At 50.1% G+C, this 25,018-nt stretch carries 17 protein-coding genes; all 17 read left to right on the forward strand.

The window, feature by feature from the left end; translation table 11 throughout:
- The first annotated feature begins 21 nt into the window (after positions 1-21).
- Complete coding sequence (locus GXO76_14675; protein ID NOY79094.1) at positions 22-2,760, forward strand: TonB-dependent receptor; 2,739 nt, start codon at positions 22-24, stop codon at positions 2,758-2,760.
- A gap of 43 nt (positions 2,761-2,803) precedes the next feature.
- The gene (locus tag GXO76_14680; protein NOY79095.1) at positions 2,804-3,796 is read left to right on the forward strand and encodes a PorV/PorQ family protein; all 993 of its coding nucleotides are present in this window, start codon (positions 2,804-2,806) and stop codon (positions 3,794-3,796) included.
- Positions 3,797-3,804: 8 nt separating this feature from the next.
- On the forward strand, positions 3,805-5,058 hold the full coding sequence (locus GXO76_14685; protein ID NOY79096.1) for a hypothetical protein: 1,254 nt from the start codon (positions 3,805-3,807) through the stop codon (positions 5,056-5,058).
- A gap of 118 nt (positions 5,059-5,176) precedes the next feature.
- Complete coding sequence (locus GXO76_14690) at positions 5,177-6,139, forward strand: ROK family protein (protein ID NOY79097.1); 963 nt, start codon at positions 5,177-5,179, stop codon at positions 6,137-6,139.
- Positions 6,140-6,231: 92 nt separating this feature from the next.
- Positions 6,232-8,457 (forward strand): DUF4838 domain-containing protein, encoded by a 2,226-nt coding sequence (locus GXO76_14695; GenBank protein NOY79098.1) that lies wholly within the window; start codon positions 6,232-6,234, stop codon positions 8,455-8,457.
- Positions 8,458-8,480: 23 nt separating this feature from the next.
- Complete coding sequence (locus tag GXO76_14700; protein NOY79099.1) at positions 8,481-9,368, forward strand: methionine synthase; 888 nt, start codon at positions 8,481-8,483, stop codon at positions 9,366-9,368.
- Between the two features lie 264 nt (positions 9,369-9,632).
- A complete protein-coding gene (locus tag GXO76_14705) occupies positions 9,633-10,940 on the forward strand; it encodes a helix-turn-helix domain-containing protein (GenBank protein ID NOY79100.1) in 1,308 nt (435 codons plus the stop codon).
- Positions 10,941-11,096: 156 nt separating this feature from the next.
- Positions 11,097-11,735 (forward strand): cobalamin-binding protein, encoded by a 639-nt coding sequence (locus GXO76_14710; GenBank protein NOY79101.1) that lies wholly within the window; start codon positions 11,097-11,099, stop codon positions 11,733-11,735.
- A gap of 147 nt (positions 11,736-11,882) precedes the next feature.
- Positions 11,883-12,896 carry a methylcobamide--CoM methyltransferase gene (locus GXO76_14715; protein ID NOY79102.1) on the forward strand — a complete coding sequence of 338 codons (1,014 nt, stop codon included), beginning with the start codon at positions 11,883-11,885 and terminating at the stop codon, positions 12,894-12,896.
- Between the two features lies 1 nt (position 12,897).
- Positions 12,898-14,805, forward strand: coding sequence for a DUF4445 domain-containing protein (locus tag GXO76_14720; GenBank protein NOY79103.1), 1,908 nt, complete (start codon positions 12,898-12,900; stop codon positions 14,803-14,805).
- A 99-nt stretch (positions 14,806-14,904) separates the two neighbouring features.
- Complete coding sequence (locus tag GXO76_14725; GenBank protein ID NOY79104.1) at positions 14,905-15,978, forward strand: hypothetical protein; 1,074 nt, start codon at positions 14,905-14,907, stop codon at positions 15,976-15,978.
- Between the two features lie 76 nt (positions 15,979-16,054).
- The gene (locus GXO76_14730) at positions 16,055-17,125 is read left to right on the forward strand and encodes a hypothetical protein (GenBank protein NOY79105.1); all 1,071 of its coding nucleotides are present in this window, start codon (positions 16,055-16,057) and stop codon (positions 17,123-17,125) included.
- A 40-nt stretch (positions 17,126-17,165) separates the two neighbouring features.
- Positions 17,166-18,278 (forward strand): alcohol dehydrogenase catalytic domain-containing protein, encoded by a 1,113-nt coding sequence (locus GXO76_14735; protein NOY79106.1) that lies wholly within the window; start codon positions 17,166-17,168, stop codon positions 18,276-18,278.
- Positions 18,278-20,134 carry an FAD-binding protein gene (locus GXO76_14740; GenBank protein NOY79107.1) on the forward strand — a complete coding sequence of 619 codons (1,857 nt, stop codon included), beginning with the start codon at positions 18,278-18,280 and terminating at the stop codon, positions 20,132-20,134. The genes GXO76_14735 and GXO76_14740 overlap by 1 nt, the downstream gene beginning before the upstream one ends.
- Positions 20,131-21,453, forward strand: a complete 1,323-nt coding sequence (locus GXO76_14745; protein NOY79108.1) for an aminotransferase class V-fold PLP-dependent enzyme — start codon at positions 20,131-20,133, stop codon at positions 21,451-21,453. Before GXO76_14740 ends, GXO76_14745 begins: the two co-directional genes overlap by 4 nt.
- 65 nt (positions 21,454-21,518) lie before the next feature.
- On the forward strand, positions 21,519-22,895 hold the full coding sequence (locus GXO76_14750; protein NOY79109.1) for a methanol--corrinoid methyltransferase: 1,377 nt from the start codon (positions 21,519-21,521) through the stop codon (positions 22,893-22,895).
- A 32-nt stretch (positions 22,896-22,927) separates the two neighbouring features.
- The gene (locus tag GXO76_14755; GenBank protein NOY79110.1) at positions 22,928-25,003 is read left to right on the forward strand and encodes a hypothetical protein; all 2,076 of its coding nucleotides are present in this window, start codon (positions 22,928-22,930) and stop codon (positions 25,001-25,003) included.
- The last annotated feature ends 15 nt before the right edge of the window (positions 25,004-25,018 follow it).

Raw genomic sequence — 25,018 nt, forward strand, 5'->3', positions numbered from 1 at the left:
TTTGACAGAAACAGCCTTTTTATGAAAAGAATTTATCCAATCATTTTATTCGTTTTGCTGCTTGCTCAACTTGCCTTTGCCCAAAAGGGAGTAAAGGGGGTGATTGAGGGAACCGTGACGGATGCCAAATCGGGGACACCTCTGCCGGGTGTGAATGTCATTGTCAAGGGAACCTACAAGGGCGCGGCTACCGATGCGAAAGGGCATTACAAGATTTTGGGGCTTTCGCCGGGTGACTACGATATTCAGGCTCAGATGATCGGGTACACCATTCAGCTGCAGACAGGTATCCGGGTGCTTCCCGGAAAAACGGTTCGGGTGGATTTTAAACTGGAACCGACGGTACTGGCCTTCGGCCAAAAGATCGAAGTGATCGGTGACCGTCCGCTGATTGAGGTAGATGTAACTGCCTCCCAGCGCAAGCTTCTGGCGTCCGACATCAAGCAGAAAATTGTGCAAAATGTAACGGATATTGTGTCGCAGGAAATGGGTGTGGTCAAGGAAAATAACGAAATCCACATCCGCGGGGGGCGTGCCGATGAAGCCATGTACATTGTGGATGGTCAGTCCGTCAAGGATCCCCTCTCCGGATACACGAACACGCTCTACATTAATGCGGGGGCTATCAAGGAGCTGAAAATCATTACGGGTGGATTTAATGCCGAGTACGGACAGGCGATGTCCGGAATTGTGGATGTGGAGACCAAAGAAGGCTCTTCCAAATTTGAGGGCGATTTGTCCCTGGAAAGTGATCATATTTTTCCGAAATCGTTTTTCAAGGGATTTCACACGGACATCTCCGAATTTAATTTTGGCGGACCCGAACCGATTACCAGCCATGTCTTGCCGGTACTCGGGTTAAAAATCCCCGGGAACCTGACCTATTTTATCAGTGGGTATGTTCATCTGACGGATACCTATTTGCCCCACGCGACCCGGCTATACCCGTCAAAATCGTATTACGAAAAAATGGCTCCCCGCGAAGAGAACGACTGGCATCTTCTGGGGAAATTGACCTGGAAAATTGCACCCGGAAAGAAACTATTTCTCTCGTACAATCGTTCATTGAACATTAATCAGGGGTATTTTCTTCCCCGTATTGAATCGGGTGCCTATTTCCCCTACCGTTACAGCAAGATGCTGGATCATTACAACACGATTACCAAGGAAGCCGTTCTCATCAATATTGGGTGGATCCACACGCTCAATTCGAAAACATTTTACGAACTGAATATCGGGCGGTTTTTCACAAGTCTGCACAGTGCCGTTCAGAATAAGCCCTGGACGGAATATCAGGAAACGCTGGACACGCAGCCGGTCAAGTATCTGGCGGATTCTCATGGCAACATTCAAACCCGCTTTGGCGATGGGTTTTACGACACCGGTGACGCCAACCGCTGGTACGATTATTATTCGGACAATTGGTCGCTGAACGGTTCCATCACCAGCGATGTTCATCCCAAACATCAGGTGAAAGCCGGATTTGAGATCAAATACACGGAAATGCAGGTGATTGACGTTGTCGATCCCTGGATCGGTGAGAGCGGGCTGGGGCGCAATCACGATTTTTATCGTGTCTATCCGAATGACGGGTCCGCCTACATTCAGGATCGCATCACCTACAGCGGCATGATTGTCAATATCGGAATGCGGTACGACTATTGGTTTCCCGGAAAGTATGTGGAGGATGCCATTAACGACCCGGAAACGGTCACCATTACAGATGAGGCGCGGAAGCTTTTCAAGAAAGAAACCTTCTCGTTTCTGGGACACCGGGGCAAGGGGCACCTCAGTCCGCGCCTGGGCATTTCCCACCCGGTTACGGACAATGACGTGCTCTATATGCACTACGGGCATTTCTCTCAGCGCCCCATTGGGCAGTATGTGTACGCTAAACTCAAATCGCATTCGGAGGCAACCTACCAGCTTTTCGGGAATCCCAATTTGAATCCGACCACGACCGTGGCGTACGAACTGGGGATCAAACACCGGTTTAACCGAAATCAGAGTATTGAAATTAAGGCTTATTACAAGGACATGTTCGACTACCCAACGGCGGTGAGGATTCAGAAATTCAGCCCCCGTTTGGGAAGCATCAGCTATTACATGTACGTCAATATGGATTATGCACGCGCCAGAGGGGTTGAAATGCGGTTTCGGCGCCGGTACTCGAAATATCTGTCCGGAAATGTGGATTTCAGTTACGCGCTGGCTACCGGGAAAAGCTCCACGCCGAATACCAATCTTTTGGTGGCGGCGGGACGGGTTCCGGAAAAGCCCCTGTACGAGAGCTACTTGCGGTGGGACAAACCCTATCGTTTTTCAACGGATATTTTCTTTCGGGTTCCAAAAGGAGCCAACAAACATTTTTGGAGATTCAAACTCCCCGAGCAATGGGGATTCAATCTGCGGTGGGAGTACGAATCGGGGAAGCGCTATCGGCGCCTGATCGATGTGGATCGGGGAATCTACGAAAAAGAGGAGTACGGCAGCATCTCCCAGCCCTGGATGCGAACCGATGCGAGAATCTACAAGGACATTTCGCTGCTGGGTTTGGACTGGTCGGTTTATCTGGAGGGAGAGAATATTTTTAACGCCAAAATTCCCCGAATTATTAATCCGGTTACAGGAAGGCCTTACCGCCCGGGGGATATTATCCCAAGAACCTGGCACGACGATCCCCGGGATTTGCCGCCGAATAATCCCGGACGGTACAACTGGCCCCGGCGGCTGATGGCAGGAATAAAATTGACGTATTGATCGTGCCCACAAATTTTCACGAATGGTTCCTGAAACTATGAATATGCGAAAAATAAAAATTTTCCTTTTTCTGGTCATGCTATCCCCGTCCTGGGTATTCGGACAGAGCCTGTTTCCCCGTTTGGGAGAACAACGTGTGGGAACAGCGGCCATGACCTTTCTGAAAATTGGCATTGGTGCCCGGGCAACCAGCATGGGAGGAGCCTTTGTTTCAATGGCGGACGACGCCAGTTCGCTCTATTGGAATCCGGCCGGCCTGGTACAGGTCGGATCCAACGAGGCGCTGGCCTCTCACATTCAGTGGCCCGTGGGCATTCAGTACGAATTTGTGGGACTCGTTTACCAGCTGACCCCCACCCTGGCATTGGGAACCAGTGCGGGCTTTTTATATTCTGATGACATGGAAGAAACGGACGAATATCATCCCATGGGAACGGGACGCTATTTCAGCTACAGTGATTTCGTCGGAAGCCTGACCCTGTCGATTCGTATGACCGATCGGTTCTCGTTTGGTGCCACGGCAAAATTTGCTCAGGAAAATTTGGCTGACCTTGAGATGCACACCTTCATGTTTGACCTGGGTACGTTTTATTGGACGGGCTACAAATCGCTGCGGTTTGCAGCCTCCATGCGGAATTTTGGCGCCAATGTTCGGCCAACAGGTACCTTTTTAAAGCGAACGGCCTCCGGGGCGATGGTTCGCCAAAAGTACACCGGATTTTCTCCGCCAACAGAGTTCAGCCTCGGGGCGGCTATGGAGGTTTTCGAGACGCCCGTTCATCGGGTAACCACATCGTTTCAGATGAACCATCCGATGGATAATGCAGAAAACGCCGTGTTTGGCGGTGAGTACAGTTTTCACAAACTGTTTTCATTGCGGGGGGGCTACAAATTTAATTATAGCAACGCCCACTGGACATTTGGCGCAGGCGCGGTGATTCCCCTGGGTAAGACCGAATTGGTCATCGATTATGCCTATGCCGATTTCGGACGGTTAAATTTAGCTCAACAATTTTCGCTGTCTTTTAAATTTTGAGGATTTTTGTGAGAAATCTTAAAACTACAGTCCTGCTTCTTTTGGGTTTTGCACTCATTTATTCCGGATGCGATTTTCGGAAGTTACCCCTTCCGGTGGAAAAATCGGGTATAATGGCCTTCGGTGCAAACGACACCTCTTACATTGAAATCAAACCGGTCTGGAACAGTTCCTTCCTCGGCCGGACTCTCAACCGGCCAACGGACATCATTGTTGGGCCGGACGGTTACCTGTGGGTGGCTAATTCCGGAAACAATGAAATTTTCTCCTTGACGAAAGCCGGAGAAATTCTTTCTTCCAATAATTTTGATAACCTCCGACCGCTTTTGCATCCGACGGCCCTTAGCCTGGACAGCAAATTGAATCTTCTCATGGTTAACGGGTCGGATACGATTTTTGTGTGGAATGAATATGCCAATCTGATCGGAATTGACAGTGTCGCTTCCCGGGTCGTGTTTCGTCGAATTTCTGGCGATACGGTTCACTATTCAATTGAACAAGCCGCTCAATTCTTGGCTGCCCCGGTGGATTCCCTTCACCTTCATTTTTTAAGATTCTTATTTCGGAAAAATGAAAACGATATTCGAAGCCTTTCTTCCATTCACCCCTTTTACATTTCACCGGATCCCAGTCGGCGCTACGTGGGGATCGCGGCCGGGAAGTTTGGCTCCGAAGAGGTGTACGTGTCGGAAACCTTCAGAAACCGAATTGCCCGGTTTAAATTGATTCCCGAACGCCGCCTCAAACTAAAAAACGGAGTAGAGGTGTTCAGCTACAAAGGGATGTTTGATCGAAACGTGGTCACGTACGGTTCCGGTGCAGGAACGGTGGATACCCCAAGGGGCATTTTTGTCGATCGTTCCGGGAATCTGTACCTGACGCAATTGGGCGGTAATTTTCTCGTTCAAAAACTGCTGGCCGGTACCTTTATGTCCCAATACGAACTTCACAAGGATCCTATCATGGATCTCAATCGATTCGATCAGCCCGTTGACATCACACTGGACGGCGACAATAATATTTTTGTGGTGGATCGCGGATTGAAAAAGGTGTTCAAATTCGGGAACTCCGGGCCCTCCGCCGGGAAAGAAATTTCTCTGGGCAACAAGGGATTGGGCACCGCCGAATTTGTGGATCCCCGGGGAATTTTGGTGACAGACAAAGTGGTCTACATCACAGATGCCGGAACCAATGAAATTCGCCGGTTTAAATTATCGATTTCTGAAAATGATTTACCCATGTCCGACCAAAATCAGCCGTAATTCTTCTTGACTACAGTCCTCCAAAAATTTATATTGAATAGAAGACCTAACCTTCTTGACTATCAAATCTTCAGGAATTTTGTATTCCGGAAATGCTTCCTTACGAAAGGACTTTCACATGTCTGAACGGTATCTTGGAATGGATGTTGGCGGTACGAAATTGGCTGTTCTGATTGGAACGAGCGAGGGGACGGTTTTGGAAAAAGTCAAGCGTCCCACCCATGCGGAAAGAGGACCCTGGCCCATTATTGACGATCTGGTGGATATGGCCGAAGAGGTGCTGAATCGGTCCGGGACGTCCCTTGAAGCGATCGACGCAGTGGGCGTTTCCATTGGCGGCCCGTTGGATTCTGCGAAGGGAATTATCTACTCGCCGCCCAATTTGCCCGGCTGGGACGAAATTCCGTTGAAACAAATTCTCTCTGTAAAATTGGAACGCCCGGTATTTGTGGAAAACGATGCCAATGCCGGGGCCCTGGCGGAATGGCGGTTTGGTGCCGGTCGGGGAGCCAAGAACATGGTTTTTCTAACGGCAGGAACCGGAATGGGGGCCGGTTTGATTTTAGACAATCGTTTGTTTCGGGGAGCCAATGACCTGGCCGGTGAAGTCTGGAAAATCCCCCTCATTCGAAAGGGATTGGACGACCCAACCCCCCTGGAGTTTGAGTACCTGACCGCCGGGCCCGGGTTGGCCCGCCTGGCCCAAAATGCCCTGCGGAAAAATCCCTTTTCCAAAATGCTGGAACTCACCGGCGGCGACATCGAAAAGGTCACCGGCGAAATCGTCGGAAAAGCCGCCCGGGCGGACGACCGGCTTGCCCTCCAGGTTCTGGAAGAAGCCGGAACCTACCTGGGTTGGGGCCTCGCTATTCTGGTGGATGTGATTAACCCGGAGCTTTTTGTGATTGGCACGCTGGGCATTCACCTGGGGGATTTGCTTCTGGAACCGGCGCGGAAGGCCATGCGCGAAAACGCCGTCCCGCAGTCGGCCGCTGTTGCCCGCGTGGTACCGGCCCAGCTGGATGAAACCATCGGTGACGTGGCTGCTCTTTGCGTGGCGATGGAAAAATATGAGGGGTAGATTCACGGTATTCGTGTTCAAACTGCATTGTATTTGAATGATGACCTTTTCAGGCGAAAATCGGAAATACACGAACGTCTCGAGGTTTAACCATGCTGAAAAATACATCCTTTTTATTTCTTTTGGGAATAGCCCTTTTCGCACAGATGGTGTCCGGTTGCGGGCAGTCCAAAATCGACGCCGATTACCAGATTGTGGTGGATTGGGGCGATTTTGATTCCCCGCAAAAGGCTGCTTCAGCCGAGGCTGCCATCGACTGGAACGGCCCGGATACCCTCCAAATGGCGGCCTGCACAGAAAGTTTCGCCGCAGTGGAGATGCAATCGTATTTACGCCAAATCTTTCATCGGCCGAATCGGTTTCCTGTGGTTTCACTTCGGAAAAAGCTCCCTCTGAAAGCGCTTGTCATTGCCGATCTTAGTCAGAAGAAAACCAACAAAAAGCTGGATTCAATCATTCGCCGGAACGATTTGGATCAAAAGCTCCAGGCAGCCGAAAGTTTTGTGGTTCTGCCTCAAGGAAAGCGCCTCTTTATTATTGGGCACGACCGCGTGGGGGCCCTGTACGGGGTGTTCCAGGTGTTGGAAAACCTGGGTGTGCGCTGGTACTCCCCGGAGGAAACCGGTACGGTTCTTTCCGATTCCGGAGAATTCTCACTTTCCAGACAGGCAACCCTTCAAAAACCGGATTTTCTCACGCGGGGTTTCTGGGTCTGGGAAGACCGGGGCTACCCGGAATTTTACCTCTGGATGGCGCACAATCGTCTCAATTTCTGGACGATTGCCGAACCGAACCATGCGCTTCTGCGCAAACTGGGCATCCAGATGACGGTGGGCGGTCACTTGCATTTTCAAAAGTTTCTCAACCCGGCTGATGAGTACCCGTACAATCACCCGCTTTTTCGGGGGGATGAGAACAAGCCGAAAGATCCGTACCGGGCCAATCCCAAATATTTTAAGGGAGACACCAACCACGACGGCCATTTGAGCTACTACGAAGCGCATCCCGAGTGGTACGGCCTGGTGGAAGGGAAACGCCGCCTTCTTACGGGGCATCTGGCTTGCAACATTTGCACCTCCAACCGGGATGCCGTGACGGAATTTACCCGAAAATTTGTAGACGAGCTGGCTGAGGGCGACTGGAAAGATGCCCGTACAGTCAACCTTTGGCCCCTGGATGGCGCCAGATGGTGCACCTGTGAGGATTGCCAAAAATTGGGTACCCCCACGGACAGGCTGCTGCTTTTTATTTATGATGTGAACAAGGCCGTCCAGAAAGCCGTTCAAGAGGGGCGAATTCATCACGACGTGAAGCTCATTTTCCCCATTTATCACGAAACGCTTGCCCCGCCCACGCGTCCGCTTCCGGCGGATTTCGACTACACCCACTGCATTGGTACATTTTTCCCCATTCACCGGTGCTACGTGCATTTTATTGACGACAGCACCTGCACGGAATTTAACGTCCCCATCTGGAAGGATTTTCTGGGCTGGGCCGTGGCCAAACCCCGCTTCTACAACGGGCAATTTTTCATCGGGGAATATTACAATGTCTCCAAAATCAATTGCTTACCCGTGATTTACACCCGAATCATGAGTCACGACATTCCCACGTATTACCGCTACGGTGCCCGGCACTTCCACTACATGCACGTGTACACCCGGCTTCTGGGCATGAAGCGGTGGAACAACTACTTATTTGCCAAACTTCTGTGGAACACCCACACTGACGTCAAGGCCCTGGAATCCGACTATTTTGTCGGTGTGTACGGAGCGGCGGCGGATCAAATGGCTCGCCTGTATGGACGGCTGGAGTACGGAATGTCCAGTGTAAAGCAGTGGAAACACTCTCAGCCTCTGACGTCTCAGATCTACTGGGACAAAAAGCCCCTCTTTAATCTGGAGCATTTGAAGCTCAGGGAATACCATCCTCCGAAAAACGACGGGGTCGATCTGGAGGAGAGTGTACGGGCTTTGGCCGACTGCCGCCGGATTCTCAATCGGGTGGAACAAATGAAACTTCCGCCCGTTATTCAAAAGCGTCTGGCCGAAGACGATCGCAATCTGCGTTATGCGGAAAACACGGTCAATTTTTATTACACCTTTGCCCAGGCCATTCTGGCCAAACGTGCGGGAGATCGTGCAGAAGAACGGAGATTATTCCTGAAAAGCATCCCTTTTGCCAAAGGATTGGAAAAAGAGGTGGATATTTTGAAGACCGGTTCAGTGGACAATCGCCGGAAAAATGCTCTGGAGGCCACACGGGTTATTGAACCCTATTTAAAGATGGCGAAAGATTTGGGGGTTCAATTTGAATAAATCAAACGAAAAGGAATGAACACATGAGAAAACCCTATTTGGAACGATTGAACGAAGGCATTCTGTTGGCCGACGGAGCCATGGGGACCATGCTGCAAACAAAAGGCCTGCCGGTGGGGGAATGTCCCGACGGGTGGAATCTGACGCATCCTGAAAAGGTGCAGGACGTGCACCGGGGCTACGCAGAGGCCGGGGCAGAAAGCCTGATTACAAATACCTTTGGCGGGACGCGCACCAAACTCACGCAGTGCGGTTATCCGGAAAAACAGTGGGAGATTAATTTTCAGGGAGCCACACTCGCCCGGGCCATTGCCGGCGATGCGATTTATGTCGTTGGCTCCATGGGCCCGACCGGACAGTTCTTGGAGCCTCTTGGCGACCTGAAAGAGGAGGTGGCTTTCGAAGATTTCTGCGAACAAGCTAAAGCCCTGGAGGCCGGAGGAGCCGATGTGATCCAAATAGAAACCATGACTGACCTGGGTGAAATTTGTGTGGCCATTCGGGCGGTCAAGCAGACAACCCGATTACCCATTATTGCCTCTATGACATTCGACAAAGGACAGCAGGGATACCGGACGGTGATGGGAGTGGATATTCCAACGGCGGTGGAAAAACTGATCGAAACGGGAGCCGATGTGGTAGGAAGCAATTGTGGCAATGGCATCGATGAATTGATTGAAATTATGGCTGAAATGCGCAGGCACACGGACTTTCCGCTACTGGCTAAACCCAATGCCGGTATTCCGGTTCTGGAAAGTGGGAAAGTCGTCTACACTCAGGGGCCGGATTATTTTGCTGAACGGGTTCAAAAACTGATAGACGCGGGGGCAACCATCGTGGGAGGATGCTGCGGAACCACCCCTGAACATATCCGGGCAATGGCCAGGGCGATTGGACGAGCAGGAGCGTAAAAAAAAGAGTGGAAACAGAATAACAAAACATTCGTAAAGAATAGGAAGAGCCGGTTGGCTCAGAGAAGTCAGGGGGATTTGGGTCCGGTTAGAATTTTTGGGTTTGATTGCCGGATGCGTTTGCCTTGATTCTCTTAGAGTGTGTTTTGGGCCTAACGTGTTTCTGCCTAATGCCCTATCTTAACGGCAGGGACATTGGCGCGAAAAGTGACTGTTGCAAAATTTTCCGGAGAAATCGCTGAACAAATAATTTGTAAGAGGCCTATGAAAAATCGCATAAAAGATCCGCAATTCAAAAAAAAGGCTGAAGGTGTTTTAAAAACACTTGCATCGGAATTTCAAACGGCGGCTTTGCTGGTTGACCTGGATGGGAGTATCGTTTTGCAAAAAAGCCCCAAGCCCCGGCAGAAATTTTTTTGCGGTCAGGTACACAGCAAACCCAAATGCCAGGAAATCGAGGTTTCCGAATACCGTTCGATTATTATGGAGGCCTGGAGATGGGGTGAGGCGTACATCAGTCGTTGCGAATTTGATGTCATTCGAATTGCTGTTCCGATATTGGAAGAGAATCGAATGATCGGAGGTATAATTCTGCGTCCTATTTTGCTTCGAAATCCCGAGACGGTTCCGCTAAAAGTGCTGCAAAAATTTTTTGGTTCCAACAGCCAGGCGCTTCGTCGGTTAAAGATGAACTACTGTAAAATACCCATCTGGACGGAAACCAAAATGTATCAGGCCACGCACCGCCTGTTTGAACTGGCCGAATCGATCTCCACACCCAATTTGAATCTGCTTCGTCACATTCAAAGTATTCAAAAGCAACAGGCCAAGATTGCTGAAGAAATTCACAAATACAAATCGGTTGGGGAGGTTGAAAATAAACGCCTTCTGAATTTGATTTCGTATGATACCGAAAAAGAACTGATTCGGCGGGTTCGCCTGGGAGACCGAAGGGGGGCCAAAGAAATTCTGAATAAGCTTTTGGGCATCGTTCTGCTGAAAGACCCCATCCGCGTGGACCTGCTAAAGGCGCATATTCTGGAATTGGTTGTGGTGCTCACGCGGGTAGCCGTTGAGGAAGGCGGAAATCTGGAAGATATATTGGGCATGAAGTACAATTTTGTGGTTGAGCTCTACAACATCCAGCAGCAGGAGGAGATTTGTTACTGGATTGTACGCGTTTTGGATCGCATCATTGACAACATTTACACCACCAGGAACGACTACAACTACGAAATTCTGGAAAAGGCCCTGCGATATATTGACGAACACAGTGCGCTGCCCCTAACCCTGGAGGATGTGGCCCATCATGTGGCCCTGAGTCCGTATCATTTTGCCCACCTGATTAAAAAAGAATTGGGGTTTACCTTTGTAGATTACTTGACCCGGGTTCGGGTTGAAAAGGCCAAAAGACTCCTGCGGCAGTCCGATCAAAACATTACGCAAATTGCATTTGAAGTCGGTTACCCCGATCAGAGCTATTTTACCAAAGTTTTTAAACGCGTTGAAGAAACCACACCGAAATTATACCGGCAATCTTTTATCAAAAATCTCCACGAAAAAGCGAATTAGGCCCTTACAACAGAGAAAATCATGGGCTGACCCGTGCAGAATGGGGGGTATTGACGAAGGTAACACCGCAAGATATTACCTAAATTAGACAATATTTTGCAAGATTCTTACAGTTGAAGTTACTATCTTTCATTAGACCAAAATTGGAGAGCGTTTATGACAGACTTCCAGAAAATAGCGGACAGCATCATTGTCGGGAATGCCAAATTAGCCAAAAGTTTAACAGAAGAAGCCGTTCAGGAAGGATATCCCCCCAAAGAGATTCTTGATGAAGGGCTGATTGCCGGAATGAATGTCGTGGGGGTCCGGTTTCGCAAAAATGAAATTTATGTGCCGGAAGTTCTGATCTCTGCACGGGCCATGAAAGCCGCTCTCGAAATTCTTCGACCTCTGCTAACCCGAACAGGCATTGAGCCGAAAGGAAAGGTCATTCTGGGAACGGTAAAAGGAGATTTGCACGACATTGGTAAAAATTTGGTGGGTATGATGTTGGAAGGCGCCGGTTTCAAAATCATTGATCTGGGCATTGACGTTTCCCCCGAAAAGTTTGCCAGTTCTGTTGAACAGGAACAACCGGACGTCCTCGGAATGTCGGCTTTACTGACCACAACCATGATTGGAATGAAGGCTGTGATCGACGTGCTTGAAGCCAAAAATCTCCGCGATAAAGTCCGGGTGATTATTGGCGGCGCCCCGGTTACGCAAAACTATTGTGACGAAATTGGTGCTGACGGCTATTCTCCGGATTCTGCTTCCGCCGTTGATCTGGTAAAAAAGCTAATGAATTTAAATTGATTGAACCCGTCGACCAGATCAAAGGATTTTTCTAAAAAATGAAATGTTTCCTTTAATCTAATCTCAGGTGTGCACGCGCATTCAACCATTTTCCGCAATCTGTCAGGCTGCTGATGAAAGAAATTCAGAAAGAAGGTTGCCGATTACATGAGCCTATTTGAAACAATTCAAACCCAGCCTAAGCCTTTTGGTGCCCCCCTAATGGGGTATCCCGGGATTCAACTGACCGGCGACACCATGCGAGATGTAATTCTTTCCCCAAGCAAACAGTTTGACGCCCTGAAAGCACTGGTCGATCGGTTTAATCCTCCGGCAATTTTCCCCCTGATGGACTTAACGGTTGAGGCCGGCGGCCTGGGATTAGAGGTTGAATTTCCAGAAGATGATGTGGCGTATGTAAAAAAACATCCGCTCCGCGAAGGCGATGACCTGTCGGGGCTGAAAGCCCACGACCTTCTTTCGGAAACCCGGGTGAAGAATTACCTGCAGGTTGTGGAAGCGCTTGCCAGGGAGTTAAAGGGGCTCCACGGCGGGTACGTTATCGGGCCATTGAGTTTGGCGGGCCTCCTTATGGGGGTGGAGAATCTGGCTTTGGCTCTTCTGGATAACGCCCTTTTTGTCCGGGAATTGTTGTTGATTTTAAGTGAAAAATTGGCCCGGGTGGCTCGGGCAGAAGCGGCAGCCGGTGCCGATCTTATCGCTATTTTGGAACCCACGGCCATGATTATTTCCCCTCTCCAGTTTGACGTGTTTGTAAAACCCGCTGTTCAGTACATTATTCAGGATCTGGAGGCCATGTCTCTTCTTCACATATGCGGGCATGCGGGGCATCTGGTTGAACACATGGCCCAGACGGGCGTGGATGGCTTAAGTCTGGACTATCAGGTGGATTTGGCCAAGGCCGGGGAACTGGTACCCTCTGAGGTTGTTATCTGGGGGAATCTGAATCCGGTTGATGTGTTTCTTAAAGGAACGCCGGACAGTGTGAAAAAACAGGTTAATAGCCTGCTGGCCAAAATGGAAACGTTTGATAATTTTGCATTAAGCTCCGGGTGCGATCTGCCGGCTCGCACGCCGCTTGAGAATATTCAAGCCTTTTTTGAAGCCGTGTCAGAGTGGAAACAAGTTGAGACCCGTCAGTTAGAGAAAGTTCGGTTGTAGCGTGTCGGAAAATCCTGAGATTGCATGGGCCGAAAAAATAGAGCCTTCACCTGAAAAAGAGGACGTTTTTATTACCTTTCAACCGGAGGGGCGCCGGGTTCAGGTTCCTGCCGGAACCACCGTAATGGATGCCGCCCGGAAGGCAGGTATTAACATTGTTGCGCCCTGCGGCGGAACCGGGGAATGCGGAAAATGCAAGGTTGAAATTTTTAAGGGGGACATTCCGGAAACCCAGGCCGATCGCTCCTGGCTGACGGAGAAGGAGCGGCGCAAGGGATTTCGTCTGGCGTGTATGGCCCGGGTTCAACACGATGTTGTGATCCGAATTCCATTTGCGACACGGCTGTTTTCACAAAAGATTCTCACGACGGGTGCGGGTGAACCGGTTGATTTGGATCCTTGGGTGCAGAAGCATTTTCTGCAGATGAAATCACCGGATGTGGAGGATCAGCGGGGTGATTTTGAAAGGATTCTGGACGGCCTTGATCTGAGTCGTTCCGATTATTCAATTGATCCCGGCTTTCTGCGTCAGCTTTCCGAGCGGCTGCGCAAATCATATTATTCAGGAACGGCGGTCTTTGTTGGAAAGACCCTGATCGATTTTCAGCCGGAAGATACGACCGCAAAGCAGTTTGCCGTGGCACTGGATGTGGGGACCACAACGATTGTGGGGACGCTGATCGATTTAAAGGCGGGGGAACAGGTCGAAGTGGCGTCGCAAATGAATCCTCAGATGAGCTTTGGGGATGATCTGATTTCTCGAATTGATTATGCAAATACCCACGAAATGGGAACCCTGGAGCTGCAGCGGCGTGTGGTTCGGGCGATAAATGATATCATTTCCGAGGGGGCCGAAAAAGCCGGCATTTCTCGGGAAGATATTTACGAGATTGTCATGGTGGGCAACACGGCCATGCATCATATTTTTCTGAAGGTTCCGCCAAAATTTCTGGGACAGGCCCCCTTTGCCCCCACAATTCAGAGTGCTCTGCATGTTTCGGCAAAGGAGCTGGGTCTTAAAATTCACCCCGGAGGACGGGTATACACATTTCCGAATATCGCCGGATTTGTGGGCGGAGATGCCGTGGCAGTGGCCCTGGCCACGGGGCTGACCGAGCGTAAGGGAAATTTCCTTGCCGTGGACATTGGAACAAACGGTGAGATTCTGCTGGCAGTGGGCGGTCGCTTGCTGGCGGCCTCGGCGGCGGCAGGGCCCGCCTTTGAGGGGGCCCGGATCTCCCAGGGAATGCGCGGCACCACCGGCGCTATCGAACGGGTTCAAATCACAGATGGCAAACTGATGCTGGAAGTGATTGAAAATGTGGCCCCAACCGGAATTTGCGGCTCCGGTCTGATTGACGGGGTAGCCGAGCTGCGGCGGGTAGGCTTGATTGATCAAACCGGACGACTGGTTGAACCTGCCGAGGCCATGGAAGACATCCCGGAAGAGATTCGGGATCGTTTGATTGACCATGCCCACGGAAAGGCCTTTGTTTTGGCAACTGCGGAAGAGGCAGGAATGGACCAGCCTGTCCTGATCACGCAAAAGGATGTGCGGGAGCTTCAACTGGCGAAAGGGGCCATTGCCGCCGCCGTAAATATCCTCTTAAAAGAGGCGGGGCTGACGGCTCAGGATTTGGATGAAATCCTTCTGGCCGGCGCATTTGGGAATTATCTGGATCGGGTCAGCGCCCGACGGATCGGACTGATTCCGCCCGTTCCCATCGAAAACGTGCGTTTTGTGGGAAATGCAGCCAGTGCCGGGGCTCAGATGGCGGTTGTTTCACGGGAAGCCCGGCGCAAAGCTGAAAAAATTGCCCGGGAAGCCCGGCATATTGAATTGTCCGTGCGGCCGGATTTCCAGGAGGAATTTATGGAGGCCATGTTTTTTCCTGAAATAGAGGATTGAGATCGCTTTCCTAACGTATGCAACGGTTGAGGTTAAAACTACAAATCATAAACGAGTAAAGAATATCGTTTGAATGGTTTGTAATGAAGGGATAAGTCATTGCGAATTGAAAAAATCAGCTTGATTCATTTGAGAGTGGTGCTAAAAAGGCCGTTTATTCTGGCGGGCAAATTGGTTAACGAAAGGGATTTTCTTTTATTAAAAGTGGTTAGCGGAAGCAGGGTCGGTTGGGGTGAGGCGTCCCCTGAAACGGTATCCTTGCCGGATTTGATGCTGGATTTCAAGCGAAATCTGGTCCCGTTTGCGCTTCAAATGCCGTTTGATGCTCTTGAAGATTTTAGTCATTCTCTGTCCGTAATGAAAGCCAGCCCCGAAGCCCGGGCCGGATTGGAAATGGCGGCATGGAACCTGCTGGCGCAGGGAAAAGAGGCCGCTTCACCAAAAGAGAGGCTTTCCGCCACGATCGGTAAAATTCTGGAAGCAGGTGAGGAATCGGAAATGGCGGATTCCCTGATCTTAGCTGCCCGTGCTGGCCAAACACCCGCTGTATTAAAAGTCAATCCGGGAAATATTCAAACGATCGCCCGTGTTCTTCAGAATTGTGAAGAAAATATCCCAATTATTCTGGACGCCGAGGAGTCCTTCTCCCTGGAAAATGCCGGAGATTTAAAGCATCTTCCGGATCGGTCTGTGCAGTTTGTCGTTGATCCGATATCCTCCGAAAATTGGGAGAATGTTCGTTTCCTCAAAGAAAAGTGGCCGGTTCCGATTGCCCTGAAAAATTCGCTGATTGATATTCTGGAGGTCGAAAAAATCGTGCAGGCTCCCTATGTAGATGCCGTTTGTATCGACCCCTGGCGGGTAGGGGGGCTCACAGCTGCACGGCGCTACTTGACGGTGGCTTCTGAAAACAAAAAACCGGCTTATATTTTTTCGCAATTGCATCTGGACATTGGAACGGCGGAGGTTCTGATGGTTCTTTCATCTTTTTCTCGGAATCGGCCGGTTTTCACCACCATTCCGGAAGACGTATTCGGAACAAAATTTATTCCGGATTCTATTCTTCATTTTCAGGGACATCTGGCCCGGTTTCCGGTGGAAGCGCCTATTCATTTGAATGGGGCCGAGAATCAGATTGATCGTTTTCGAATAACTGAGGAAGAATATTGGTAGACTCCTGAGTGTTTGACCGGGCTGACGAAAAGCGGTTCAGCGTGGGAACCGGTTATTTTGAAAAACGGAGTAGTGAATGATTTCATATAGCGGGAAGAACCGGACCACCCTTAATTATTTGAAGGCCATGTATTTTGATCACCCGGAATGGACGCCGTATTCCATCAGTATTATGCCGCGCACCTGGATGAAATACCGGGAAGATCTGGAAGACCTGATCCTTTCCCACCCGCGCAGTTTTCCGGGGTACAAAAAGGGTGATCGGGATTTTGACCGTGTGGATGATCCCTTTTACGAAGAAGGGCAAAAAACAGACTGCTGGGGAACGGTTTGGAATAATGTGGAACGGGGACTTGACAGTTATCCGATCCGGTATCCTCTGGAAGATTGGGAACATCTTAAAACGTACACGCCTCCGGATCCGCTGAAAGACGATATTCTGGGTCCGCGGGATTGGCACCACGTGGCGCGTCAACTGGAAGACGCCCGGAAAAGGGGCGACATTGCCGGGTGCAGTCCCCTGCCCCATGGATTTATGTACATGCGCCTGTATTATCTTCATGGGTTTGAAAATCTCATGATGGATATGGCGATGGATGATCCCCGGTTGTGGGATCTCATTAAAATGGTCGAAACCTACAACCGAAAGGTGGTTGAGAAATGTGTGGAGATGGGAAGCGAAATGCTCTACTTCGGGGATGATCTGGGCCTGCAAAACGCGCTTCCCATCAGCCCTGAAATGTGGCGAAAATATCTGAAACCATCCTTTGATCGGATTTACCGTCCGGCAAGGGAACGGGATATTCCCATTTATATGCACACAGACGGGCACATTCTGGAAATTATCCCCGATCTGGTGGATGTGGGCGTCACGGTGCTGAATCCGCAGTTTCGTGCCAATGGGCTGGAAGGATTGAAAGAAGTGGCCGTTGGCAGGGTGGCGCTTAATCAGGATTTGGACCGCCAGCTTTTTCCTTTTGCAACAGCGTCTGAAATTGAGGATCACATCCATGAGGCCCATGATGCCCTCAGTTTACCGGAAGGGGGTCTGATGTTTTACGTCGAGTTTGAACAGGATGTCCCCCTGGAAACAATGGATGTTATTTGTACTACATTGGAGAAGGTTTGTAACCCACCCCAAATGTAATGCTGTACATTGGGAGGCAAGAGTTTAATTTGGGAGGAAAATGAGCCGATTTGCACGAGCCATGGTGCTCACGGAGTTTAATGCTCCACTGGAATTGAAGGAATTTCCGCTGACGCCGCCATCTCCCGGTGAGATTCTGGTTAAAATTGAGAGCTCTGGAATTTGCGGTTCCGATCTGCACATGTGGAAGGGAAATGATCCACGAACACCCCGGCCGATTATTCTCGGGCATGAGGGCGTGGGCCGTATCGAAAGTATGGATCACGGCAAAAAGGATGTGCTGGGCCAGCCTCTTCACACCGGCGATCGGGTGATTTGGGATCGCGGTGTACCCTGCATGAAATGTTATTACTGCCAGATAGAAAAACAACCGTCACTTTGTCCCAATCGAAAAATCTACGGAATCAACCTTTCAAGTGCCGAGCCGCCCCATCTTCGCGGCAGCCATGCCGACTATATTTACTTGTTTCCCGAAACGAAGCTCATAAAATTAGACCCCAAACTTCCCCCTGAGATTTTTTCTGCGGCCGCCTGTTCAGGTGCGACGGCAGCCCATACGATTGAACTGGCCAACATTCAACCGGAAGACACCGTGGTGATTCTGGGTGCCGGATCGCTGGGATTGTTTGCATTAAGAATGGCTTTGGACAGAGGAGCTTCTCAGGTGGTGGTTGTAGATATTGCCAAAAGTCAACACAAACTGGAAATGGCCAGAATCTTTGGTGCGGAGCATGTACTTGTTTATGACGAAACCACTCTGGAAGAACGGGTAGATTTTGTGCGACAAGTGACCGGCGGACGGGGTGCAGACGTGGTTATTGAAGCCTCGGGTGCTGCAAAATCTGTGGAACAAGGCCTGCATTATCTGAGGCGGGGAGGCAAACTTTTGCTTCCGGGCGCGGCTGTTCCCATTGGGGATATTAAATTCCCAATTTACGAAGGAGTGGTTTCCAAAAATGTGACCATTCAAGGGGTGTGGGTAAGCGACACGACTCATTTGTACGAATCTGTTTCACAGGTGGCGCGACACCCCGATCTCTACAAAAAAATGGTGACGCGTGTTTTTCCTCTCGAAAAAGCCAATGACGCGTTTCAACAACTTCTCGAAAGCAAGGCGATTAAGATCGCCCTTAAACCGGAATTGGAGACGTGATGAAAAAAATTTCGCATACGTGCGATGTTTTAGTGGTTGGCAGCGGAGGCGCCGCACTACGCGGAGCAATTGCCGCGTGCGAAGCCTTTCCGGACGGCCATATTTGTCTGGCCACGAAGGGCGGACTGGGACGAAAAAGTGTGACCGGATCGGCCGTTTCCGACCGAATGGCCTTTCATGCCACGCTGCCTTACACAGAGCCCGGCGGACCCGACAATTGGACATTCCACGCGAAGGATATTTTTGAAATCGGCGGGCGCGTGTCTGACGGAGACCTGGCGAAAATTTTAGCCAAACACTCCGGTGACGCATTGGAATATTTAGCCCAATTAGGGGTTCCCTTTGTAAAAAAACCGGATGGCACATTTGATCAATTCGTTACGGACGGATCCGACTATCCCCGTGCCTGCTACACCGGCCCGGAGACAGCGATTGAAATCTCAAAAGCGCTCCGGAAAAAGATCCGTGAACTCCCCGTCGAAATTATCGAAAATGTAATGATCTATAAGCTGGTGACAGCGGATGGCAAAATTGCCGGGGCTTTTGGTTTGTCGACAAAAAAACAGGATCAGCCGGTTTTACACGTTTTTGAAACACCGGCTGTCTTGTTGGGAACGGGGGGTGCCGGACAGGTATTTGAGCAGAGTGTGTTCCCTTCCGGGATGACGGGAGACGGTTATTATCTGGCGTATGAGGCCGGAGCCAAGCTGGTCAATATGGAATTTCAACAAATTGGATTATGTTCGGTGGAAACGCATCTTGCCTGCTCCGGAAGTATGATGCGTGCCATGCCGCGATTTATCACGGAGGATGGTCATGAATTCCTGCCCGACCATCTTCCGGATAAATCGCCGAATGAACTTGCGGAACTTGTTTTTGGAAAGGGGGCCAACTGGCCGATTTCAGCTGAAAAAGCCAATACCGCTATTGACATTGCCGTTTTCAGGGAAATTCAAAACGGGAAACGTGTTTTTCTGGAATATTCCAAAAATCCCGCCGGATTTGATTTTGATGCCCTTTCTCCGGAAATCCTCGAGAAATATTCCGGTGAAGTGAGAAACGGATTCCATTCGGCGTCTCCTGCAACGAGCCCCCTGGCGCGTTTGAAGCAAATCAATCCGGATGCGCTGGCCTGGCTGAAAAAACACGGTGTTGATCTGGAGGCAGGCGACTGGCTGGAAATTGCTCCCTCTATTCAGCACTTTCAGGGAGGGATCAAAATTCGGCAGCAGGGCAACACCTCCGTGCCGGGATTATTTGCAGCCGGCGAATGTGCGGGCGGCCAGCACGGCGCCAATCGTCCTGGCGGCAACGCGCTGATGGATTCGCAGGTGTTCGGCAAAATCGCAGGTGAGGCAGCAGCCAGTCTTGCGCGAACCGGTTCCACCCCGAAAATAAGTCCACGTGCCGTGGAGGAGGAAATCCAATCCTTAAATGCGATTCGCTCCCGAGAAGGCGTCCCGGCGTCGCGCCTGTGGGCTGCCATTCGGAAACTGGCCTACCAGTATGCAGGGGTCATTCGAACCGAAGAAGGGCTTCGATCGGCATTGACCCAATTGTACGTGCTGCAGGCACAACCCATTCAGCCGGATGCCCGGGGCCTGACGCGCTATTTTGAAGTTCGATCTATTGCCCGGGTTGCGGAAATGATCTTTCAAAGCGCCGTTCTACGGAAAGAATCCCGGGGCCCCCATTTATTTTTTAAAACCCCGTACGATGCCTGGCCCCAGCCAGCCGGTGGAAAGGAGTGGGAGAAATATCTTGTTTTATGGAAAAGCGGCTCGGAGATGAAAACGGAATTTCAAAAACCGGTGGCGCTGGACCTGGGGGACACTGATGAGGAGAGCCAAAAATGACCGATGTAAAATCGCGGCGAAGCTTTTTAAAGGGACTGGCGGTTGCCACGGCTGGTATTCCCTGGGTTCTGACGGGAACCCATTCCCTGCGCGCGATGGTTCACCCGGAACCCTTCGCCTTTGAACCGGCGGCCGGGAAACCGGTGCCCAACAAGCGGTATTGGGAGCTCGTGCGAAAAGAATTTTCGCTGACGCATGACCGCATCTATTTTAATACCGGAGGATTGGGACCGTCGCCTCGTTATGTGATGGATGCCGTCATGAACATGATGCGAAAGGTAAATGAGATTTCCGAAACGGAGCACCACATTTTTGGGGATATTCGAAAACAAGCCGCCGCATTTTTGGGCTGTGATGCCGACGAACTGGCCTTTACCCGAAATGCCACGGAGGGAATGAACATCATCGCCAGAGGAGCGGCTCAGGGCATGGGGTTGAAGGCCGGCGATGAAATTATTCTGACCACGCACGAGCACCCTGGCGGAGCCATGCCCTGGCTGGCTCTGAAAAATGATCTCGGTGTGAAAATCAGACTGATGGATCCCGTTGCCGATCCGGATGAAAATCTAAAACGAATCTTGCGGCTTGTTACGCCAAAAACAAAGGGAATCAGCATCAGCCATGTGACCTGCACTCTGGGTTATAAATTTCCGGTTAAGGAGATTTGTGCTGCTGTTCACGAAAGAGGGCTGTTTTGTGCCCTGGACGGAGCCCAGGCCATTGGAATGTTTCCGGTAAACTTGCACGACATCGGATGCGATTTTTACACCACCAGCGGGCACAAGTGGCTTCTGGGGCCAAAGGGCACAGGAATAGTGTACATTCGGAGGGGAATCCGCAAGAAATTTGTGCCGGAGTTTGTGGGAGCCTATTCAAATTCGGATTATGATTTGGATAAAGTAATTTTGAAATACCTGAGCTCGGCAGATGCCACGGAGTACGGCACGCGCAGTGCCCCGTTGGTGGCCGGCATCGGCGCGGCCATCAATTTTATGGATACCATTGGAATGAATCGGGTTGCAGAGCACGGAAGGGAATTGGCCGGCCACTTTAAGCAAGAGGTTCAAAAAATCCCAAACGTGTCGGTGTTAACCCCCATGAGTTGGGATACCTCCAATTCCATCGCCACCTTTAAAATCAAGGGACTGAATTATCGGGATGTGGTTACTGAGCTTGTGAGTCAGCGTAAACTGCGGGTACGACCCGTGGGTGAACACCATATAGATGCGATTCGGGTATCGTTTCATGTTTTTAATCAAATGAGAGAAGTGGATATCCTCTTAAAAAATATTCGGGAGATAGCCAAAAAGGCATCCTAAAACGAATGTATTCAATGAACACTTGCCGCGCAGAAACTGATCGGTGAACAATCTGGAGTGAAATAATGAAATATCAAAAATTGGCTATTGAGACGAATGAAAAGATGATTTTTGGCTCGACCCCTTTTCCCGTAAAAACAAGGCGGGGATTGTCCATTGGGGGAGGGAATGTCTATTCGGAACTGAATTTTACGCTTCCTCCCATGGAAATCACAGACAAGACACTCGGTTCGATTCAAAGGCAGTACGCCGATATTATCACGGGCGCTATTAAGCGGGCACGGGAGCTGGACTCCAATGGCGTTATTTTTGAATTTGAAGCGCTGCTGGAAATGACGCTTCAGCCCAAAATCGGCATTGAATTGGTTAAAATTATGAATGACATTTGCGAAGAGAATTACCAAAAATATGGATTTAAGAGCGAAATCCGATTAACCCCCAATGACCTGCGCGAATTTGACCGCCCTCCCAAAATGCGGACCGGCGCCTATCTCGAAAAAATGCTGGAATTGTTTGAAAAGGGGGCAGAAGCAGGGGGGGACCTCCTGTCGATTGAAAGTACCGGGGGAAAGGAAATATTTGACGACGCGGTACTGATGTGCGACATAAAATCCGCCATTTTCTCGCTTGCGGTTTTGGGAGTCCGGGATATGAAATTCCTGTGGAGAAAGATTGTGGATATTGCTGCGCAAACAAACCGGATTCCCGGCGGGGATACCGCCTGCGGCTTTGGCAATACAGCCATGATCCTTGCGGATCAGGGAATGATTCCCAAGGTCTTTGCGGCGATTGTTCGAATTGTATCGGTGGTGCGGTCGTTGGTGGCTTTGGAAGAGGGCGCAACCGGTCCCGATAAAGATTGTGGGTACGAAGGGGTATTTCTAAAAGCGATTGCGGGCATCCCCATTTCCATGGAGGGAAAAACGGCCGCGTGTGCACATTTGAGCGGGGTGGGGAATGTTGCCGCTGCCTGTGCGGATCTCTGGAGTAATGAGTCGGTACAGAACAGCAAAATGCTGGCCGGGATGGCGCCCACCGTGTATCTGGAACAGCTGGAATATGATGTCCGTCTTATGAATGCGGCTATCAAAAAAGGAAATGCGTCGGCGCATCAATTACAGGATCTGTTTGTTGAATCGGACATTCACCTGGATCCCCAGGCACTTATTTTATCGCCTGAAAATGCCATTGAAATATCGAAAGAGATTATCAAAGGGGATTCGTATTTAGATGCCGCGATCCGGGGCAGTTTGAAGGGAATTGAGATTATTAAGCAGGCCATCGCAACAAACTCATTACGGATTGATGAGAGAGAAATGAAATGGCTCGAAAGGATTCATGAGGATATTTTAAGCATTCCACGCGAGGAAGACAAATTTATTGAGGAGATATTGCCCTCAATCGACGAGGGGAAATTCATTCCCTCTGAATACGGTTTATAGTTTGGTTGTTTTAAAATTTAGGAGAAAAAGTAATGAATAGATTGCGTGTGATCATCTGTGGTTTGATGATACTGGTTTTAATGCCCGTTTTAGGGCTGGCGAAGGGAAATACCTCATTTAATGGGAAGTGGGAACTTATTCCCAAAAAAAGCAGCGAAATAAGTTTGTATCGAACCCTTTCTCTGGATATTCAAATCCACGGAACATCCGTCCGAATCATTCAGCAGTGGGGAAATCGACGGTCTTTTCGGGATACATTGAATCTGAAAACCGGTGGAGTGGTGAATCGCCTAAAAATTAAAAACCGCGTGTTCCCCACCAATGTGTTTATGGGACTCTCGAAAATGGTCGGAAAAACTGAAAAGGTAACGGCCAACTGGACTGAGAACGGAAAGGTCTTGAATGTGAAAGAAACCTATCCCGTTTGGAGTTCTCAGGGAAAATCGATGGTGACGGCCACATACACGTACCGGCTTCAAAAGGATCCCCACATTTTAATCCTGACCGTGCATCGGTCTACCCGGGCTGCACAGCCGGAGATTAAATATGTTCTCAAGCGGAAGGGATATCGCGACGCGTATGTCATGCATTTGGGAAGTAATTGGGAAATTGCCGGAGATTTGCCGAAACAAGCCTTTTTAATCAGCCTTCAGGGATTGGCGAACACCACCGCTCCCCGGCTTTATTTTATTTATCCCAAAGATTGGCCGGTGACGTTTACCCCGTTGATTTACAATTTTCTGGAAGATCATTTGAATTTCACGTTTAAGGAGTTGAAAACCCCGGAACAGGCCTTGCAGACGCTGAAAACCTACGCAAAGGGCTATGTGGTATGGGATAAATCCGTTCGAACCTCTCTTATTGTGGCGTTTACGGTTGCCGGATTGGATCGGGCCGTCGTGGTGGACGAAACAATGATTCCCATGGTGGAGAAAGCGGGGCTCAAAAAGGTGGCCGATTTCCGCGGACAATTTGAGGGTCAAACGGACTACCAGATTTACACGTGGGCCTACAACCAGTACTGGAATCGGTGCAATAAAGACCTTGTCCTCTGGATGGGCGGCGATGCGGGTAAAATTATGAAACCGGGAATGGCCGACTGGGGCATTTCTCAGCACACCTTTTTTACGGATCTTTCCACACGGAAAACGGATACGCTGGAGTATTCCCTGGCCGACAAGATTTTGAGCGGGATGCATCCGCTGTCGATGGTGATGGGATGGCACTCGTATGCCAAAGACCTGGAGCGGGAATTTGTGACATTGGCCTCCAGCCACGGCTTTGCAATCGAAGGGTTGAACACGACGCCGAATTTGAGTTTTCTCCATCAGATCCCACCCACACCGGGATTTGTTTACAAGAATAATACAAACGTCATTCCGGGGAAAAAATACATTCCCGAAAACAAGGTGTACATTACCTGCGTGCAATCCGACGGAATTGGTCTGGGAGCGTGGACGAAACCCGGCCGGGGCGAAATCCCCTACACCTGGGAAATCAGTCTCCAAAAATATCTGCCCCCTGCTTTACTGGAATATTTTTACACGGATGCCACACGCAATGATTATTTCATCGGGGCACTTTCCGGGCCCGGGTACATCTACCCGAAAGCGGTTCCGCCCAAACTTTTACCGGGACTTCTGCGCGAGGCCGACGAACGCATGAAACAACTGGATCTACAGTACTTTGACGTGATGGATTATTCGCAGGGCGCCACGGTTGAAGGGAACACGGAATTGACCAAAAGCGTGGTGAAAGCCTATTACAAATACATGCCTCATGCGCTGGGTTTTCTGAACGGTTACGCCCCTGCCTTTACGTTTGCCATTCAGGACAAACGGCCCTTGATTTCATTTGATTATTATCTTTCTCCCACACGGGATGAAGATGCCGCTGTGGCTGACATCGAAGAATTAAGCCGAATCAATTCGAAACGCCCTTACTTCTTGCTGTTGCACGTGCGGGAATCCAGCGACATCAAGCGGGTGCAACGCATTTTAACGAAACTCAAAAAGGGATTGGACTACGAATTGGTGCCCCTGGATGTCTTTATGAAATTAGCCGGGGAGAAGCCCACGTTTAAAGAACATTTTTTAAAAGAGAAATAGTGCGGGAGAATAAAA

The organism is Calditrichota bacterium, assembly GCA_013151735.1.
GTDB lineage: Bacteria > Zhuqueibacterota > JdFR-76 > JdFR-76 > BMS3Abin05 > BMS3Abin05.